Source organism: Dehalococcoidia bacterium (assembly GCA_003597995.1).
GTDB lineage: Bacteria > Chloroflexota > Dehalococcoidia > Dehalococcoidales > UBA1222 > SURF-27.
This window is the reverse complement of sequence record QZJY01000018.1, coordinates 1-17,761: the sequence shown is the minus strand read 5'-3', so window position 1 is coordinate 17,761 and position 17,761 is coordinate 1. Positions and strand designations below refer to the sequence as shown.

The 17,761-nt window shown below is 54.9% G+C and carries 17 protein-coding genes; 6 read left to right on the top strand and 11 right to left on the bottom strand.

Annotated elements, in window-relative coordinates; all coding sequences use genetic code 11:
- Positions 1-481: 481 nt before the first annotated feature.
- Together C4542_02865 and C4542_02860 are read left to right on the top strand one after the other, a co-directional pair.
- Complete coding sequence (locus C4542_02865) at positions 482-1,033, top strand: HDIG domain-containing protein (GenBank protein RJO62655.1); 552 nt, start codon at positions 482-484, stop codon at positions 1,031-1,033.
- 87 nt (positions 1,034-1,120) lie between these two features.
- Complete coding sequence (locus C4542_02860) at positions 1,121-1,912, top strand: twin-arginine translocation signal domain-containing protein (protein ID RJO62654.1); 792 nt, start codon at positions 1,121-1,123, stop codon at positions 1,910-1,912.
- Between the two features lie 95 nt (positions 1,913-2,007).
- On the opposite strand, the gene C4542_02855 is transcribed toward C4542_02860, so the two are convergent.
- The 3 genes from C4542_02855 to C4542_02845 all read right to left on the bottom strand — a co-directional run bounded on the left by C4542_02855 (position 2,008) and on the right by C4542_02845 (position 6,220).
- Positions 2,008-2,370: an endonuclease domain-containing protein gene (locus C4542_02855; protein ID RJO62653.1), complete on the bottom strand. Its 363-nt coding sequence runs from the start codon at positions 2,368-2,370 to the stop codon at positions 2,008-2,010.
- 71 nt (positions 2,371-2,441) lie between these two features.
- On the bottom strand, positions 2,442-5,015 hold the full coding sequence (locus tag C4542_02850; protein RJO62652.1) for an SMC family ATPase: 2,574 nt from the start codon (positions 5,013-5,015) through the stop codon (positions 2,442-2,444).
- Between the two features lie 134 nt (positions 5,016-5,149).
- Positions 5,150-6,220, bottom strand: a complete 1,071-nt coding sequence (locus C4542_02845; protein RJO62651.1) for a PDZ domain-containing protein — start codon at positions 6,218-6,220, stop codon at positions 5,150-5,152.
- 354 nt (positions 6,221-6,574) lie between these two features.
- Here C4542_02845 and C4542_02840 point away from each other — a divergent pair, with 354 nt between their 5' ends.
- The 4 genes from C4542_02840 (at position 6,575) to C4542_02825 (ending at position 8,917) form a co-directional block, all read left to right on the top strand.
- Positions 6,575-7,330: a hypothetical protein gene (locus C4542_02840; GenBank protein RJO62650.1), complete on the top strand. Its 756-nt coding sequence runs from the start codon at positions 6,575-6,577 to the stop codon at positions 7,328-7,330.
- A 104-nt stretch (positions 7,331-7,434) separates the two neighbouring features.
- The gene (locus C4542_02835) at positions 7,435-7,953 is read left to right on the top strand and encodes a hypothetical protein (protein ID RJO62649.1); all 519 of its coding nucleotides are present in this window, start codon (positions 7,435-7,437) and stop codon (positions 7,951-7,953) included.
- A gap of 174 nt (positions 7,954-8,127) precedes the next feature.
- The gene (locus C4542_02830) at positions 8,128-8,463 is read left to right on the top strand and encodes a zinc-binding protein (GenBank protein RJO62648.1); all 336 of its coding nucleotides are present in this window, start codon (positions 8,128-8,130) and stop codon (positions 8,461-8,463) included.
- A 127-nt stretch (positions 8,464-8,590) separates the two neighbouring features.
- Positions 8,591-8,917, top strand: a complete 327-nt coding sequence (locus C4542_02825; protein RJO62647.1) for an RNA-binding protein — start codon at positions 8,591-8,593, stop codon at positions 8,915-8,917.
- A 150-nt stretch (positions 8,918-9,067) separates the two neighbouring features.
- Here the strand turns inward: C4542_02825 and C4542_02820 are convergent, their stop codons facing one another.
- From C4542_02820 to C4542_02785, 8 genes are all read right to left on the bottom strand, one after another.
- Positions 9,068-9,955, bottom strand: coding sequence for a hypothetical protein (locus tag C4542_02820; GenBank protein ID RJO62646.1), 888 nt, complete (start codon positions 9,953-9,955; stop codon positions 9,068-9,070).
- 141 nt (positions 9,956-10,096) lie between these two features.
- Complete coding sequence (locus C4542_02815) at positions 10,097-10,324, bottom strand: type II toxin-antitoxin system HicA family toxin (protein RJO62645.1); 228 nt, start codon at positions 10,322-10,324, stop codon at positions 10,097-10,099.
- Positions 10,321-10,533, bottom strand: coding sequence for a type II toxin-antitoxin system HicB family antitoxin (locus tag C4542_02810; protein RJO62644.1), 213 nt, complete (start codon positions 10,531-10,533; stop codon positions 10,321-10,323). Before C4542_02810 ends, C4542_02815 begins: the two co-directional genes overlap by 4 nt.
- A gap of 72 nt (positions 10,534-10,605) precedes the next feature.
- Positions 10,606-12,087, bottom strand: a complete 1,482-nt coding sequence (gene rpoD / locus C4542_02805) for an RNA polymerase sigma factor RpoD (protein RJO62656.1) — start codon at positions 12,085-12,087, stop codon at positions 10,606-10,608.
- A gap of 14 nt (positions 12,088-12,101) precedes the next feature.
- Complete coding sequence (locus C4542_02800) at positions 12,102-13,814, bottom strand: DNA primase (GenBank protein RJO62643.1); 1,713 nt, start codon at positions 13,812-13,814, stop codon at positions 12,102-12,104.
- 71 nt (positions 13,815-13,885) lie between these two features.
- Positions 13,886-14,248 (bottom strand): endonuclease domain-containing protein, encoded by a 363-nt coding sequence (locus tag C4542_02795; protein ID RJO62642.1) that lies wholly within the window; start codon positions 14,246-14,248, stop codon positions 13,886-13,888.
- A 49-nt stretch (positions 14,249-14,297) separates the two neighbouring features.
- On the bottom strand, positions 14,298-15,338 hold the full coding sequence (locus C4542_02790) for a deoxyguanosinetriphosphate triphosphohydrolase (protein ID RJO62641.1): 1,041 nt from the start codon (positions 15,336-15,338) through the stop codon (positions 14,298-14,300).
- A complete protein-coding gene (locus C4542_02785; GenBank protein ID RJO62640.1) occupies positions 15,335-17,590 on the bottom strand; it encodes a phosphoenolpyruvate synthase in 2,256 nt (751 codons plus the stop codon). Before C4542_02785 ends, C4542_02790 begins: the two co-directional genes overlap by 4 nt.
- Positions 17,591-17,761: the final 171 nt, after the last annotated feature.

Here is a 17,761-nt window from a genome sequence, read left to right as displayed (position 1 = left end):
CAGATACTCAAGTATGTTGAATACCAAGGTCGCCAGGATTCAGGACAAGCGAAGCTTGAAATATAAAGAACCACGCGCTTGCGCGTGGGTATCTATAAGAGTTTCAGGGCACGGCATACCGTATCCCTGCAGAGACAAATGCCAAATTGGTGATTTTCATCAGAAAGAATCCCTCCTGACCTCCCTTTTCCAAAGGGAGGGATGCCCGACGCTGGATTCCCTCCCCCGGCGGAGTTTACACTGAGCCCGCCTCAGGCGGACGAATGTGCGGGAATGACATGCGCGAGGGGGACGAGATTGCCACGCTCGTCCGTCTCAGCGGACTCGCTCGCAACGACAAAGGAAAATCCTTCCTAACCTCCCCTTCGGCAGGCTCAGGGCAAGCTCTTTTGTCAAAGGGAGGACATACGGCTTTGATTGATTTACTATGTTTTCTCAGTTAAGATAAACACTAATCGTTTGAAAATCAGCGGAGGGAATGATGAACAGGGCGGAAGCTCTCAAGGCCGTTACGGATAACGTGAAGAATCAAAACCTGGTCAAGCACATGCTGGCCGCCGAAGCCATCATGCGGGCGCTGGCGCGAAAATTCGGGGAGGATGAGGAGGAGTGGGGGCTGGCCGGCCTGCTGCATGACATTGATTACGAAATCCTCGCCGGGGACATGACCAACCACAGCAAGCTCAGCGCCGAAATGGCGCAGAAGATGGGCGCAAGCCCCGGGGTGGTGCATGCCATTTTGTGCCATAACGAGGCGCACGGGGCGGCCTGCGAGAGCCGCATGGATAAAGCCCTCTTTTGCGCCGACCCGCTAACCGGCCTCATTACGGCAGGCGCGCTGATACGGCCCGAAAAGAAGCTGGCTATTGTCGAGGCGTCATCAATCCGCAAGCGCTTCAAGGAAAAGAGCTTTGCCGCGGGCGCCAACCGCGAGCAGATTGCCACCTGCTCAACACTCGGCCTGACGCTGGAGGAATTCATTGCGCTGGGGCTTGAGGCGATGAAGGGGATAAGCGGGGAGCTGGGGCTGTAACGAAAAATCCGAACTCCAAATATAAAAATGGTAATGACACACCTATATCATTTATAGACGGATTGTATTAAGATGAGCTAATTATCTATGAAAAACGAAATTAATTCCGGCGGAACTACCCGAAGAAGTTTTCTCAAAATGATTGGCGGACTTGGACTGGCAGCTATTGCCGGAGGAGCCGCTTACAAACTAGAGCTCGGTCCCTTTAAGAAAACATACGACGCCGCTGATGTTCCCACATCATTTGACCCATCAATAGGCGAGAAGAAAACTTCCGAGGATGGTAAACAATCAATAGTTACCTCCCTTATTGGAGATAATAATACATTAAATACCACATTGGAAACCATACAAAGTCTTCCCTCTTTTGACTCTGAAGGTAATCCCCTCTTGTATTTTGTCCCTCCCAAGCAGGGAGACATTATTGAATACAATTCGACTATTGACAAAGTAAACTTAACCCTGGACGGGAAAACAACCGTCATAGACTTTCTTGGAATAATGATAAAGGTAGACAAAGATTATGTAGTGCCGATGCCAATCGATGGAAATATCGTCGGAACTAATAAGAGCGATGGAAGTTTCGGAGGTTACTGGGTATATTGTACTGATTCAAATGGAACAAGGCGCCATATGTTTGTGACAACCTACGACAATCCTACATTTTTGCAAAACGTTCCCAGAGTCTATATAAACAGACCTGATGCTGATAATGTAGCTTACAACGCGAGTATTCCGCTTAAGCGCGGCGCAGAGTTGCTCCGGACCAATAAATCTACGTATGTCGCCTATGGCTCCTCTGTACTCGACAATCTAAATCTTCAACCCCTTACCGTTACTGACTCTTCGGGACTTCCGAAAATCCCCAGAGTAGAATAAATCCCGAAACGAATGCTCGGCATGACGCTGGAGGAGTTCATCGCGCTGGGGTTGGAGGTTTTTGATTGCCAACTCCCCCTTTGGCAAAAGGGGGATTAAAGGGGGTTTTGCTCGACACGTCTCAGGATTTCTTCAACAACCGCATCAGTGTTCGTGAGCGCGTCTGTGTCCGAAAATCTAAGCACACTCAGTCCTTTGCCCTTTAAATAATCATCACGCCGGGAATCGGCAGATTGTTTCTCCTCAGAATAATGCTGGCCGCCATCAAGTTCAATCACCAACTTGGCCGATGGGCAGTAAAAATCTACGATGTAGTTTCCGATTATTCTTTGACGTTGGAATCGATATCCTTTTAGCCTGTGCAATCTCAGTCGAGCCCACAAGCGGATTTCGGCATCGGTCATCCGCCTGCGAAGCTCTTTGGCGAACTCTTTGAGGCTGTTGTTATACATCAACATGGTTGGGCAAAACCCTCTCCTTGGCGAAGCCAAGGTCTCCCTTTTGCAAAAGGGAGAGGAAAATTGAGCCTCTAGCTCACTTCTATCGTCGAACCATCCGCTGTTTTAACCACGTCAATCCTGGTCGGGAAGGCGTCTTTCAGTTCGTCGATGTGCGTGATGACCAGTATCTTCTGAAAGTCGTCCTGCACCGAGTTGATGGCTTCCTTGAGCTTTTCGATGCCGTCGGCGTCCTGTGTGCCGAAGCCCTCGTCGATGATGAGCGTAGGCAGGGGGGCTCCGGCTCTGCGTGCTAATAACCGCGACAGGGCTATGCGCACTGAAAAATCTATCCTGAAGGCCTCTCCTCCCGAAAACATCTCGTAGTTGCGCGTGCCGAGCTCGTCGGCGATTTTGATGTCCAGCGTCTCGGAGATATCCCCTTTCTTGGTGGCCTGTTGTGTCTCGAAGGTGAGGGCCATGCGCCCGTCGGTCATGCGAGAGAGCAGACGGTTGGCCTCGGCTTCTATTTCGGGCAGCGCCGTCTCGATGAGCATGGCCTGTATGCCCTTTTTGCCGAATATCTGGGCCAGCTGGCGGTAGATGGACTCGTTTTCGGCGGCCTCGGCGAGGGATTTGCGTTTCTCCGCCGAGCGTTTTTCCATCTCAGCGAGCCTCTTAATCTGCTCCCTGAGTACTGCCAGTCTTTCCCTGGCGGATTTTTGCTCCTCTGACAGCCGCTTGAAATCGGCCTCGGCCTCCGCCAGTTTTTGCGCCATTTCCGGCAGAGCGGATAGCTTTCCCGCGAGCTGTTGTTGCGTCAGGCTGTCCTCGGCCAGGCGCGCGTTGATGTCGGCGATGACCGCCTTCGATCTGACTGTGTTCTCTTTTTCCTGCGCCATGAGCTTTAACGCTTCGTCCAGTCGTTGCTTTTCCTCCTCGCATGGCTTGAGCCGTTCCACTTCCTGCTGGAGGGAGTCGTGTTTCTTTTCATCGTAGGCCAGTCCAGCCATCTCGGCCTCGATGCGGGCGATGGTCTCCTGCTCGGGGCGGGCATAGTCCTGCCTGGCCAGCGTCTCTTCGATTTGCGCCAGCTTCTGCCTTTCACCTTCCAGACTGGATGAAGCCTCAACCGCCTCTTTCATGGCCTGCGTTAAGCGGCTCTCCTGGCTGGTGAGGGTGTAGCTTTCCTGCTTTTGACTGGCTTCCAATCGGGGTATCTCGACGTTGAGTGATTTAATCTCCGCTGACAACTTTGACAAGTCACCCTCGCTACGTTTGATGGACTGTAGCTTTTCATTTTTTTCCCGGGCGTATTTGCTCTCTACCAGTTCGAGTTTTTCGCTGCCCAGGTCTGTCTCGCATAACGGGCAGTGGGCTCCGCCTTCCGTTTCTGCAAGAAGCGCCAGCTTTTCGTCAATCTCGGCGATGTCCTGTTTCAGACGGCTGATTCCGGCGGCCAGTTTGGATAGGGCAGACTGTTTTTGGAGGCTCTCATCACGCCTGGCCTTGATATCTGCCTCGGTCTGCTCGTTTGCCTGCCTGACGGGAGCCAGCTTCTGCTGTTCCGCCCTCAATCCGGGCAATTTTGCCGCTCTGGCCTCGAGCTGCTGGATGCTGTTTTCGATGAGCTTGTGCTGGGTATTGAGGTCGGATTGCGCGCGGTCGCGCGCTTTTTCATACTGGTTCTTCTTCTCGCTCAGCCTGGAAAGTTGCCTGGCCTGCTGGTTGAGCTCGTCGTAGAGCCGGCGCGCCTTTTGCAGTTCCTGATAGTCCGATTCTATAGCCGTCCGGCCGTCCAGGAGTTTTTGGTACTCTGCAACGTGCGCCTTGCTCTGTTCCAGACGTTCCTGTTCGCGCCTGAGGTCTTCGTTGTTGCGTTTGATGGCAGCCTCGCACTGAGCAAGCTGCGTCCGGATGCCTTCCAGAGCCTGTACTTCCAGCCTGAGCTGTTTCAGCCCCGTTTCCTTCTCGCTCACGGAGGCGTCTATCTCTGCGGCTGTGGCCTCTGCCTGTTTCAGCTCCTCCTCGCGGGCCGGTCTCTGCGCCAGCTCCGTCTCAATCTCTGCTATGCCCGCTGAAAGCTGCAGCTTGGCCTGTTCGGCCTCCCTGGCTTTCTCTCTGGCTTTATCCTCGTACTCGTCATAGACCGAAAGCCCCAGTATGCTGGCCAGCACCTCTTTGCGTTTGGCGGGCGGCTGGCGCGTGAACTCGTCGGCGTGACCCTGGCGCAGATATGCGCTGTTGGTGAAGGTGTCATAGTCCATGTGCAGGATGGACCCTATCTTTTCCTGCGTCTGGCTGATGCGCTCGGTGGTGAGGGGCAGATACGTTCCCTCATTACAGATGAAGAGGTCAAGGCTGCTCTGCCCGGATGCCCTTTTGCCTTTGGGCCGGGCGTGCTTGCGTATGACGCGATAGAGCTGCCCGCCGGAGCTGAAATCGAACTCAACCTCGGTTTCGTTCTCACCCTGATGGATGAGGTCATCGTCGCTCTTGGCGCGCGATTTTCCCCACAGCGCCCAGGTGATAGCATCGATGATGGAGGATTTGCCGGCGCCGTTATCGCCGGAGATGCAGGTGGTGTGGATGGGCGTGAAGCAAAGCGCTTGCGCATCGCCTTTATACGGCATGAAATTGCGCATCCTGAGATTGACTGGAATCATGCTTTTTTCGCCTTGCCGTATATTTTAGCACAGCGATTGGCAATTTATCTCCGGGAGGACGTAAAAAAGGGGGCGGGTTTCAAACCTGCCCCCTATAATGGAAAATTATCTTTGGCCCATGGTGTCACAATTGGTTATTGCGTCGGCGGGGGCGTCGAACCCAGCGTCACCGTCACGGTGGACTTGCTCGTGCCGCGGTAAAAGGTTATCTTGACCTGTGTCCCGGGTGCCTTGGCCTGAATCAGGCGCACCAGTTGGCCGTTGGTGGTGATTTCGGTGCCGTCCACGGCGGTGATGACATCCTTGGCTTTGAGCCCCGCCTTGTCCGCCGGGCTGCCAGCCACCACCCCGCCGATCATCACGCCGCTGTTTGTTCCCAGGTTATTCTGCGCCGCCACTATGCTGTCCACCGTCGTCAGCCCGTTCACCCCCATAAAAGCGCGCGCGACGTAGCCGCTATTGATGAGCTGCTGGATGATAGGCATGGCCGAGTCTATAGCGATAGCGTAGCCCACTCCTTCCACGCCCTCTTCGATGAGCTTGATGCTGGTAATGCCCACCACCTGGCCGCTGGTGTTGACCAGCGGCCCGCCGCTGTTGCCAAAGTTTATGGCGGTATCGGTGCCGATTAAGTCCACGTAGGTCACCCCGTTTTCATCGGTGACAGTGGCATTCAAGCGGCTAACCCAGCCTCCCGTCATGCTGATGCCCAGACTTAAGGCGTTGCCGATGGCGGCCACAGGTTGCCCCACTTTGAGAGCTGCCGAGCTGCCGATGCTGGCGGCGGTGAGCCCGCTGGCATTGATCCGGATGATGGCCAGGTCGGAGGAAACATCTGTTTTTATTGATGTAGCTATGTAGCTTTTACCGTCGGAGGTGATCACCTTTATCTGATCCACCCCTCCGGCGTCCTCCAGCACGTGGGCGTTGGTGACGATGATGCCGCTGGCATCTACCACCCAGCCAGAACCCGCGGCGATATCGGTTTCCACCTGCACCACAGACGGCCTTACTTTCTCAACGACAGCGGAGAAGTCGAGAAAGCCGCTCGAACCGCCGCTGCTTGCAATCGTCGTCGTGGCCGCTGGAGCTGTGACCGTGCTGGTCTGCGTCAGCGTCGACGCCGTCAGCAGGCCGCAACTGGAGCTGACGATGGCAAGAGCCGTCAGCGTCGATACCGCCAATATCTTAAAGATGTTTTTCATTGTTCTTCTCCCTGCGAATGAAAATAAAAGTGTATGCGAAAGGCCTAATTTATATCATACAACAAACCGGTAAAATATGAGTAAAGTGCATGTTTCCCTCTTTGGCAAAAAGCCTGGCTGGGGGGCTTTCGGGTACGAAAACAACGAGGGATGCAGCAAATACGAAATTCGAATATCGAAGCACGAAACAAATTCGACTTACCAAAATTCTAATGTCCGGTACACCTGGATTCCGATATTGTGCAGGATTTGATGCTTCGTGCTCGCATAGAGGAGCCTCTCCATTGTATTTAGTCCTTTGTTTGACAGCAAGTGATACAATCATCTTGAGAACATAGAAAAGGAGGTTACGCTATGTCTACCAGAGACTATGATTTTCAGGGTTTCGACCGCATCCGCGTGAGTGGCGCTTTTGAATTTAACATTACGCGGGCTGACGCCTTCAAGGTGAGCATCACCAGCGACCCTTTCAAGGTCATCGAGGTCTCGCGCGAAGGGGACACGTTGCGCATCGGCATTGCCTGGTATACCTACCTGTGGTGGTTTCTCACCTGGTGGAGCCATCCCAGTGCCAGCATCACCCTGCCGGAGCTACGCGAGCTGCGCATTAGCGGGGCCAGCCACGGCGAGACCGGCGATTTTGACACGACTCACGATTTCTCCGCCGAACTGGAGGGAGCCAGCGGTCTTAGCTTGGGCAACATCAGTGCCGGCAATGTGGACTTCCGCGTGAAGGGCGCCAGTAACCTGGAATTCAAGAAGGTCAAAGGGGCTAAAGGCAGTGTAAATATTTTGGGAGCGAGCCGTATAAAGGGCGAGTTCGAGCTTTCGGGAGATGTGCGCTTGGATGTACTGGGAGCAAGCCGCGTGGAGCTTTCAGGCAGCGCTTACGACGCTGTTATCGACATCAAGGGCGCCAGCCAGGGCAAGCTGGAACGCTTTACCGTGCATAACGCGAAATTAAAGGTGGCCGGAGCGTCGAGCGCCGTGGTCAAGGCGGACGGCAGGCTGGATATCGATGCCATGGGCGCATCCAACGTTAGCTGGGTGGGCAACCCCACCATGGGCGACGTGCGCAGCGGCGGCGCTTCAACATTACATAAGGCTTGATAACACTCTCATTCTGAGCGCAGCGAAGAATCTGGCAGGGTGTTGCACTCTCGATGCGATATTAAGGATATTCTGATTGAGAGGTGAAGGCCATGAAACGAATTATGACTCTTTTAGCAACCATTTCAATTTTATTGTTGTTGCTGCTTCCGTCAGCCTGCGCCAGATCGGACGGCAGCTTCGGAATCTATCTAGCCGATAGCGGCGAACAGGTGATTTCGCTTGAGCATATCAAGGCTTACCACAGCCTGGATTATTCTCTCGAACTCACACCTAAGGGCATCGAAAAATGGAACTCTTTTCAAACCTCCACGACTATCCCAAAGCTGGCGCAGAGCCTCTATCAGCGCGATTTTATCCTTAAAATTAACGGAACCGAGGTCTGCCGTGGAAAGTTCTATTCACTGGTGTCCTCATCCACGTACGATGGAATAGTCATTATGGACAGCATCATGAAACTGGATAGCACTCATACCGCTATTAAGCTCGATTTTGGCTATCCTCCCGGTTTCTCTCTTTCTACTACGCCGTCAGACGAAGGGCGCATTACTTCAGAGCTGGAGCAATATTTCAGCGGGAAGCATTTGCTGGTGGCGGATAAGGGGTGGTGGTTTCCGTCCTAATCTAACGTTATCTAAGGCACTGAGACCAGTCGAATTGCATTATGCTTCCCGATGTTGTATAATAACAGCAAGTTTAAGTTTAGGTTATACAGTCTTCGGGAATTCCCCGGTTTTTCCCCTCATAATTGGACGACCCAAACTCTAACTGGTTTTAAAAGAGAGGAGGTCATCCAAATGAGTTTTCAGGACAAATCACTTCAGTGTTCCGATTGCGGAGCCACGTTCACTTTCAGCACTCAGGACCAGGAATTTTTCCAGTCCAAAGGCTACACCAATGAGCCCAAGCGCTGCAACACGTGTCGCGATGCCAGGAAAGCAGAACGCGGGACCAGCAACAGCGGCGGGTATAGCGGCAACAGCTACAGCAGCGGCAATAGCGGAAGCTACGCCCCCCGTCAAATGTTCCCGGCTACTTGCTCAGACTGCGGCAAAGCCACCCAGGTTCCCTTCGAACCTCGCAATGGCAAACCGGTCTATTGCAGCGACTGCTATCGCAAAGTAAAGCGCTAAACCAGGACTTCGGATCTGGTGAAAACTCAGGGGGCTGGATTTATCCAGCCCCCTGTTGTCTTCTACGGAGTGAGCCGGTAACACACGGACAGCCGGTGTCAGGAGGCATACGATGTCAGTTCAGCGAATGGCGGGCTATTCACCGAGGTCGGCCACTTCATATCTCTATATCGGCAACCTGACCTTGGCCGTTACTGAAGATGAATTGCGCTTAGCCTTCGGAGTCTTCGGGCAGGTGGTATCCGTAAGCGTGATGAGCGACGCTTATATTGGCAGCCAGCAGCCCAGGGCTTACGCTTATGTTGAGATGGCGTTGAAGTCCCAGGGCGAAGCCGCTGTTCACGGACTCGACGGCAAAATGCTTGGCAACAGGTCCGTCAGCGTTGTCGAAGCTCTACCCATCTCACACAATAAGGATGAAGCCTGCCACCACAGCAAGTACCGCAGAAGGTAGGTTTTTAAAATTACCCCTGCTCACAGACGATAATAATTAAAGCGACTTGGTCTAAATTTACTGTGACGATTATAAAAAACGAGTGGAAACACCCCTCGTTTTTGTTTGGTTCTCGAATGGTCCCCGAGGTGCCAACCTCGACTTTTGACTCTACGACCCTGCCACCCACTCGTTAAAAGCTGTTTTGGGGCTGCTGTCCTGACGCATCAGCCCCATGCTGTTGAATGGCTCGGTGGTGTTCTGGTCGTAAAGGAAGCTCCACAACTCCAGCAATGGGTTCAGGTCTTGAGTCAAAGAGAAGAACGAACGCACGAAGGCCGACTGCTCATCCTCGCTGCCTTCCCACCCGAGGGGACTGGCCGCGCTGTGCCAGCCGATTTCGGTAAAGGCTATGGGTTTGGCAGTGTGCTTGGCGATTTCCGTGTAGTAGTCCGCCGGTATTGCCGCAGGGTCTTTGTATATAAGACCGGGGTAGGTGGTGAATGCCGCCAGGTCGGAGTTGGTGAATCTATCCAGTAGAGCCCACTCGTTTTTAGCCGCGTCATTCGTGCCTCCGAACAAACCTCCGCGGAGTCCTTTCATTTTCTCAAGTTGAAAGATGGTAAAAACTTTGGTTGTTGGAGATATGCCTTTTAATGACTGGTAAACCTCGTTATAGAACTGCACGAAGGCTTCGAAGTCCGAGGAGGATTTTTCATAAAGTAGGTTAACCTCGACGCCGATGCCGAGATATGCCGGCCTGTATTTTTGCACGAAAGCAGAGGCAGCTGTCTTGTACCGCTTCATGGTGGCTTCATCCAGCGGCCTTAAAAGGGCGCCTGTGGATGGCTCGAAAAACTGAAACGCGAACACTGGAGTGCAGCCGCGTGTCGATGCTGTCTGCACCAGCACGGAAGGCGCTCCTGAGCCGATCTCTAGTTCCAACCAGTCTCCAGCCCACATCACGACGCCGCCGGCCTGGCCGGCCAGACTGAAGAATTGATTAAAATCCCCGGCAGCGAAGCTTTTGGGCGTAAAGCCGACACCTTTACGGAGCACTTTCGATGCCGTTGTAGAGGGAGGGGAGCTAGTTGTCTGTCTGGCTGAGCATCCGGTAATCATGAGCAACAGGCTCGCCACAACCAATAGGCTGGCGGCTTTTCCTGCGGGGTGAGTCAGTGGGTTCATACTGTTTATCGGTTATTCCAAGGCACACAAAAAATCATCCGTGCTTATTCTAAGTTGTTTGAGGATATCAGAAAGCAGGTAAGGGCTTATGGTTTTGGATGGATGAACCGGTATGGGTGCTCTACGGCAATCCGGATGATGAAATAATGCGTGACTGCCTTTTTGTCTGACCTTTTCGAATCCGAGTGCATGAAGCGCCCTTATCACTTCGTTTACTTTTAAGGGTGTTAGCTTTTTCATACCGCCAGGGTGACACGATTCATCCCGACTTCATCGGGAATTTCTTCTCCCAGTTCTTTGCGGTATTCAATGCAGAGTTCGAGCGCTTCTTTAATATTGGCCAGGCATTCCTCGTATGACTCACCCTGCGCATGAGCTTCAGGGACGAGCGGGCAGCTTGCGATATAAAAGCTATCGGGGGCTTTTCGTATTACGATTGTATATTGCATAACAATCCTATCGCTGTAATTATAACATAACGGAGCGAGGAGAATGCCCTCGCTCCTTATAAAACGGTAGTTTTATTCCAGATAATCCTTGAGCTTCCTGCTGCGGGTGGGATGTCTCAGCTTCCTGAGCGCCTTGGCCTCTATCTGGCGGATGCGCTCGCGGGTAACGTTGAACTCCTTGCCCACCTCTTCCAGCGTGCGGCTGCGCCCATCCTCGAGACCGAAACGCAGCTGGAGCACTCTCCTCTCGCGCGGGGTCAGGCTGGACAGCACCCCGTCAATCTGCTCTTTGAGGAGCTGTCTGGATGCGGCGTCGGGCGGCGCCATGGCATTCTGGTCCTCGATGAAGTCGCCCAGGTGGCTGTCTTCTTCTTCGCCGATGGGCGATTCCAGCGAGATGGGCAGTTGCGATACCTTGATAATTTCGCGCACGCGGTCGGGCGACATTTCCATCAGGTCGCCGATTTCCTTGGGGGTGGGCTCGCGCCCGTGTTCCTGCGAAAGCTGGCGGCTCACGGAGAGCAGCTTGTTGATGGTCTCAACCATGTGCACCGGTATGCGTATGGTGCGCGCCTGGTCGGCGATGGCGCGCGTAATGGCCTGGCGTATCCACCAGGTGGCGTAGGTCGAAAACTTAAAGCCGCGGTGGTAGTCGAACTTTTCCACGGCGCGTATCAAGCCGATGTTGCCCTCCTGCAGCAGGTCGAGCAGCGGCATGCCGCGCCCGATGTGCTTCTTGGCCACGCTAACCACCAGGCGCAGGTTGGCTTCGATGAGGTGTTTTTGCGCCTTCTCGGCTTCGGCGTGCATTACTTCCAGGTAACGGGTGAACTTCTTCTCGTGCGCCTGTATGGCTTTTATAAATTTATGGTCATCGGCCAGTTTTTCCACCCCGTCGAGGACCACCTCGGCGTCTATCTGGTCTATGACCTCGCGCGGCAGCAGGCTGGAGTTAAGCGACAGGTTGATGAGTATCTGCTCGATTTCCGCCACGGGGCGGCTCAGCGCCTGCGCCAGCGCCATGGTCAGGTTCTGGTTGATCTCATTATCGATGGCCTGGCGTATCTGCGGGGCGAAGACGGCCTTCTTGAAACCGGTGGCATGTTTCAGTTTCAGCTCTTTCTGCAGCGCGTGCACCAATGGCGCCGCCTGGCCTATCTCCTTGAGCATGGCCTGCATTATTTCGGTGGTGGAGGGGTCGCGTCCCAGCTTCTTGCGCAAGAACGCGCGTATCTCGTCGACGCGCTTGCCCTTCTCCATCTTCTGAGCCAGGTTTTTTTCGTCGTCGGCGGTCAGGAGCGGCACGCGGCCTATCTCGTGCAGGTACATGCGCACCGGGTCGTCCACCACGCCCGGCTCTTCGAACGCCTCGACGGGGATGGTAAGGTCCGGCGGAGGTACCTCCACCTCTTCGAGTGCCTCCTTGGTGGGGAGCTCTTCCTCGTCTATTTCTTCCTTGAGGGTTTCCTCTTCAACCTCATCTTCGGCCTCTTCACCCGCCTCCTTGGCCGCCTCTTTGATTTCGGCTACTTCCACTTCGACGGGTTTATCCATTTTTTTCTTGGGGCTCACTTCTGTCTCCTCTTTTCCTCACCCAGGTGTTCTTTCTTAACAAATAGCTCTCTCAGCTGGTTGCCCTCATCCACCGCCAGTGTGTCGGCGCGGTTTTGCGCCTGCCGCTTGAGGTGCTCCTCGCGCAGCCGGAGCACGGCGTCAGCCAGCTTGGCCTCCATTTTATTGGTCAGTAGTATGCGCCCCACCAGCCGGTCGTAGTGCTCCCAGAGCGCGCTGTCCAGAGACGCCCTCACCTGCGAAATGTCGTCGCAACCCAGTATAGCATTATATACCTCACGGTTCTCCGAACTGTCAAAAAATTCGGGAAGCAGGTCACCGTATTGCTCCCGCAGTTCCGGGTGTTTCAAGATGACCGTGAGGCAGTATTCCTCCACCGGACTGGAGACGGACGACTTCCCCGCCTCCTGTGTAGAGGTTTTAGCGCGCTGCGCGCCTTTATTCTTCAGCAGCAGGAGTTCGAGCTTTTTGGGACTCTGCCCCACCAGCCCCGCCAGTTTGTCTATGTAATAGGTCTGGCGCACGACGTCCTTTATCTGGCCGACTATGGGCATAAGCTTTTCTACTGCATCCGTCTTTCCCTTTGCCGTTTTGAGGTCGAGGCCGGCTGTGGCTCTTTCGAAGGTATAATCGAGAATGGGGATAGCTCCGGCAATCAGGCTCTGCCATTCTGCGGCATTCTCCTTGACGATCTCGTCAGGGTCCTTTCCCTCCGGCAGTATGGCTACCTGTATCTCAGCTCCCAGACTGTTTTCCAGCCCTACCGAGCGTAGCGTGGCTGCCTCGCCGGTGCTATCGGGGTCGAGCGCCAGCACCAGGTTTTTGGTCATCTTTTTGAGTATGGCTGTGTGGTTTTCGCCGATAGCTGTTCCCATTGACGCTATAACGTTCTTGAAGCCGTACTGGTGCGGCAGGATGACGTCCATGTAGCCCTCGACGATTACCGCCTGCTCTTCTTTCCTCATGGCGTCTCTGGCCGGATGCAGCCCGTACAGGTTGGAGCTCTTGTCGAAAAGCGGCGTCTGCGGAGAATTGAGGTACTTGGGCTGCTGGTCCTCGGCTAACGCCCGCCCGCCGAAACCGATGACGCGCCCGCGTATGTCGGTGATAGGGAACATAAGCCGGTGGCGGAAGCGGTCGTGCTGCATTTTATTATCGCCTTCGACTACCAGACCGGCCTCCAGCAGTTCGGCGATGGTGAAGCCCCTCTCCAGCAGGTATCTTTGCAGGTTGTCCCAGGCATTGGGGCTATAGCCCAGCTTGAAGTCCTCCACCGACTGGGCGTTGAGCCCGCGCTGCGCCAGGTAATCCCTCACCTTTTGCGCCTCGGGCGAACTGAGTAGAAGTTGATGGTAATATTCAGCGGCGGCCTGGTTGGCTTGGTAAAGGCGGTCGTGCTTTTCGCGCGTCTTCTCGGCGGCGGCATACTGAGGTATGACCACGCCGCTCTTTTCGGCCAGCAGGCGCAGCGCATCTCCGAACGTAACGCCGTCCTTTTTCATTATAAAAGAGAATACATCTCCGCCGGTGCCGCAGGCGCCGAAGCAGTGCCAGCTCTGCTGGTCGGGATAGACGAAGAATGAGCCGTGCTTTTCGCTGTGGAAAGGGCACAGGCCGCGGAAGGTCTTGCCGCTCTTGGTAAGGGCGGTGTACTGCCCGATGACCTCCACGATGTCGGTCTTCTGTTTTACTTCTTCAACTACGCTCATAATTCTCGGATACTACTGATTTTATCTGGTATTAATTATAACCTAGATTGCGGTAAAATCATCTCGCCCTTTCAGGGAGAGACGGGAGTGAGGGTAAAGCGTTCTCCAATTTCCATGAGTACGCCATCAAGGTTGCTCAATACATCATTATTCCAGAATCCCAGAACTATGTATCCACGTTTTTGCAACCAGGCGGTCCTGAATTCATCTTCGTTAGCGGCTGAATCCTCATTATGATGCCCTCCGTCTAGCTCAATTATGAGCGCCGCTTCCAGACAGCAAAAATCGACAATATAATCGCCGATAGGATGCTGCCGGCGGAATCTGCCACCTTGACACCTCAAGGCTCTCAGCTTATTCCACAGCATTTTTTCAGCATCGGTTTGATTACGTCTAAGTTCCCGTGCCAAGCCAATTTGACGGACATCCACCATTTATAAGATACCCCTCACCTTAGTCCTCTCCCTCAAGGGGCGAGGAGAGTTAGATGCCCAGTTCGCAGGCCAGGTTCAGCGCATACTGGTCGGTCATGCCGGCGATGTAGTCCACCACGCGCCTCTCTGTTTCATCGCTGTAGCCCATGTACTCGGGCGGCAGCTTTTCCTCATGCTTTATCAAATAGGCGTAGAGGCTCTGTAAGACCTCGCGGGCATGCCGGGCATCCTCGTTTTCCGACACCACATTATATACTCGCTCGAACATGAAGTTACGCAGCTCGTCCGTTGCCCGCCCCACCTCCTCGCTCATCTTTATTACCGGAGGCGCCTGAGTCTCCACGTTGCCGGAAACCGACCAGGAGTTCTCCACGATGTCCGTCACCATGGTGTTCACCCTTTTGGAATGGGCATGCCCCAGGATATCAGAGGCTTTTTGGGGCAGGTCACCCTCGGTCAGAATGCCTGCGCGCACAGCGTCGCCGATGTCGTGGTTGATGTACGCTATGGCATCGGATACTTTAACCACCTCAGCCTCGTAGGAATTGCTGTGTCCCCAGTCGTGCCCGAACATGCTCTTTTCGCCCTTGGAGTGATTGAGGATGCCGTCGCGCACCTCCCAGGTGAGGTTGAGACCTGCGCCGTTCTTTTCCAGCAGCTCCACTACACGCAGGCTCTGCTCGTTGTGGCGGAATCCGCCGTGATAGAGTTCATTCAAGACGTCCTCACCGATGTGGCCGAACGGGGTGTGACCCAGGTCGTGCCCCAGGCTGATAGCCTCGGCCAGGTCTTCGTTGAGGTTAAGGGCGCGCGCGATGGTGCGCGCTATCTGCGAAACCTCCAGCGTGTGGGTGAGGCGCGTGACATAATGGTCGCCTAAAGGTGCGATGAAGACCTGCGTCTTGTGTTTCAGCCGCCTGAAGGCGTTGGTGTGCAGGATGCGGTCGCGGTCGCGCTGGAAGGCCGTCCGTATATCGCACGGCTCCTCCTCCCGCTCTCGTTCGCGCGAAAGGCGGCTTCTCACGGCGTAGGGCGACAGAGCGTCTTCCCTGCCTTCGCTGCGCTGCCGGACATTCAGCCGGTGGATCATTTAACCTGGAGCTTGGCCTCGGCGCGGGCGATGATGGCGCGCGTGGTGCCTATCATATCGGGGCTGACGGAAACGGATGTAATGCCCCAGGCCACCAGCTTTTCGGTCAGCTCGGGATAGACCGAAGGCGCCTGCCCGCAGATGGAGGAGGTTACGCCCATACTCTTGGAAACCGTTATGGCGCGCTCTAGGGCCACCATCACGGCGTCATTGCGTTCGTCGAAAGTTTCGGCCAGCTTGGAGCTGTCGCGGTCGATGCCCAGCGTTAGCTGGGTCAGGTCGTTCGAACCGATGGAGATGCCGTCGATGCCTACCGCCAGGAACTTCTCCATGATAAAAATGTTTGCCGGTATCTCGGTCATCATCCACAGCTTGAAGTCCTCGGAGCGCTTGAGGCCGAACTCTTCCATGAGAGCCTTGGTCTGCGCCAGCTCGTTCACCGTGCGCACGAACGGAATCATCACCCACAGGTTCTTGTAATCCTTGCGCACGCGTTTGATGGCCTCGATTTCCATCCTGAAGCTCTCTTTATCGGTGATGTAGCGCGAGGCGCCGCGGTAACCCAGCATGGGGTTCTCCTCGACTTCCTCGAACTCGGCACCGCCCACCAGCTCTTTGTACTCGTTGGTCTTGAAGTCGGTGGTGCGGTAGACCACCGGGCGGGGGGAAAAGGCTTTGGCGAAGGGCAGGATGCCCTGGTACATCTTCTGGATATACTCTTCCTGCCTGCCGTTCTTTATCATATACAGGGGATGCACGCCTATCTGGCTGACGATGAACTCGGCGCGCAGCAGGCCCACGCCGTCCACGTTGCGCGCAGCCACCTTGTCGGCCAGCTCAGGCTGGGCCAGGTTGACATAAACGCGGGTGCGCGTCTTGATGATCTCTTTCATCATGGAAGTGAACGAAGGGCCCTGGGCGGTGCGCGATACCTTGCCGGCATACACCTTGCCGTGCGAGCCGTCAACAGTAATTTCCTGTCCGTTGTGCAGCAGCTTGGTGGCTTCGCCGGTACCCACCACGCAGGGGGTGCCCAGCTCGCGGCTGACGATGGCGGCATGGGAGGTGCGGCCGCCCCTGTCGGTGACGATAGCCACGGCTCGTTTCATAGCGGGCACGAAATCGGGCGTGGTCATCTCGGCCACCAGGATGTCGCCGTCCTTCACCTGGTCTATATTGGAGGGGTCGAGCAGGATTTTAACCGGGCCGGTAGCTAGCCCCGGGCTGGCGGCATCCCCGGCCAGCAGCACGGGGGCGTCTAACTCGGGCTCGACCTCAAAAGCGTCTTTTAAAGTGGTGACAGGGCGGGTCTGCACTATATATATCTTGCCGCCCTCCGCCGCCCACTCGATGTCCTGCGGGCTCTGGTAATGATTTTCAAGGGCTTTGGCCAGTTCGGCCAGCTTGAGTACATCCGCGTCGCTTATCTTCTGTTTTTCACGGGCGCCGGAAACGGGCACCCATATATTGGCATGCTCAGCATTGCTCGCCGGATTGCACACCAGTTTCTTGTCCTGTGTGCTTATCTTGCGCGAAGTGATGCTGTTACTCTTCTTATCTATAATAAAAAGGTCCGGGGTGACTTCCCCGGACACTATGCCTTCGCCCAGACCATAAATAGCTTCGATAACTATCTTGTTGGTGTCGCTGGTGAGGGGCTCGACGGTGAACATGACGCCGGAGGCCTCGGAGGCCACCATGCGCTGTACTGGAACGGCGATGCCCACCTTGAGATGGTCGTATTTCTGCTGGTCGCGGTAGTAGATGGCGCGGGACTCGAAGAGCGAGGCCCAGCACATCTGCACGGCCTTGACCACACTGGCTTTGCCTTCAATGTTAAGGAAGGTGCTCTGCTGGCCGGCGAAAGAGGCTTCCGGCAGGTCTTCGGCGGTGGCGGAGGAGCGCACGGCCACCAGCCCATCGCCCATTTTGACATAGGCCTCTTCTATGGCTTTAGCGGTCTCCGGGGGCATGGGAGCACTCAGGATGAGCTGTTTGATCTGGGCGGAGGCCTGCTGCAGGCGCTTGCTGTCGTTGGTGTCCAGACCTTTAAGCGCGGCGGTGATTTTTGAAGCCAGGCCGGCGTTCTGGATAAAATCGTAATAAGCGTCTGCGGTCACTATGAAACCGGGAGGCACGGGGATTTTAGCTCTGGTCATCTCGCCCAGGTTGGCGCCCTTGCCGCCCACCAGCGGGATGTCCTTGCGGCCTACGTCTTCAAACCAAACAATCGCCTTGTGGCCCTTTTGCATGAGTTTTTCTCCTCCTGAGGTTGATAGAAGTGCAACCATTATAACAGAACTATTAAAAAAAGCGCTAGTGGGCGCATTGCTTCATAATAGAAGTTACTGAAAGGGAGATAGTTGCGTCAAAATTGGTGTTACCAAAGGAGGGCAAGGTGACACGACGCAGCATGTTGGAAT

Coding starts and splice junctions, on each gene's coding strand:
- C4542_02860 (RJO62654.1), top strand. CDS start 1,121: ATGAAAAACGAAATTAATTCCGGCGGAACTACCCGAAGAAGTTTTCTC.
- C4542_02865 (RJO62655.1), top strand. CDS start 482: ATGAACAGGGCGGAAGCTCTCAAGGCCGTTACGGATAACGTGAAGAAT.
- C4542_02840 (RJO62650.1), top strand. CDS start 6,575: ATGTCTACCAGAGACTATGATTTTCAGGGTTTCGACCGCATCCGCGTG.
- C4542_02815 (RJO62645.1), bottom strand. CDS start 10,324: ATGAAAAAGCTAACACCCTTAAAAGTAAACGAAGTGATAAGGGCGCTT.
- C4542_02795 (RJO62642.1), bottom strand. CDS start 14,248: ATGGTGGATGTCCGTCAAATTGGCTTGGCACGGGAACTTAGACGTAAT.
- C4542_02845 (RJO62651.1), bottom strand. CDS start 6,220: ATGAAAAACATCTTTAAGATATTGGCGGTATCGACGCTGACGGCTCTT.
- C4542_02855 (RJO62653.1), bottom strand. CDS start 2,370: ATGTTGATGTATAACAACAGCCTCAAAGAGTTCGCCAAAGAGCTTCGC.
- C4542_02830 (RJO62648.1), top strand. CDS start 8,128: ATGAGTTTTCAGGACAAATCACTTCAGTGTTCCGATTGCGGAGCCACG.
- C4542_02785 (RJO62640.1), bottom strand. CDS start 17,590: ATGCAAAAGGGCCACAAGGCGATTGTTTGGTTTGAAGACGTAGGCCGC.
- C4542_02810 (RJO62644.1), bottom strand. CDS start 10,533: ATGCAATATACAATCGTAATACGAAAAGCCCCCGATAGCTTTTATATC.
- C4542_02800 (RJO62643.1), bottom strand. CDS start 13,814: ATGAGCGTAGTTGAAGAAGTAAAACAGAAGACCGACATCGTGGAGGTC.
- C4542_02825 (RJO62647.1), top strand. CDS start 8,591: ATGGCGGGCTATTCACCGAGGTCGGCCACTTCATATCTCTATATCGGC.
- rpoD (RJO62656.1), bottom strand. CDS start 12,087: ATGGATAAACCCGTCGAAGTGGAAGTAGCCGAAATCAAAGAGGCGGCC.
- C4542_02850 (RJO62652.1), bottom strand. CDS start 5,015: ATGATTCCAGTCAATCTCAGGATGCGCAATTTCATGCCGTATAAAGGC.
- C4542_02835 (RJO62649.1), top strand. CDS start 7,435: ATGACTCTTTTAGCAACCATTTCAATTTTATTGTTGTTGCTGCTTCCG.
- C4542_02790 (RJO62641.1), bottom strand. CDS start 15,338: ATGATCCACCGGCTGAATGTCCGGCAGCGCAGCGAAGGCAGGGAAGAC.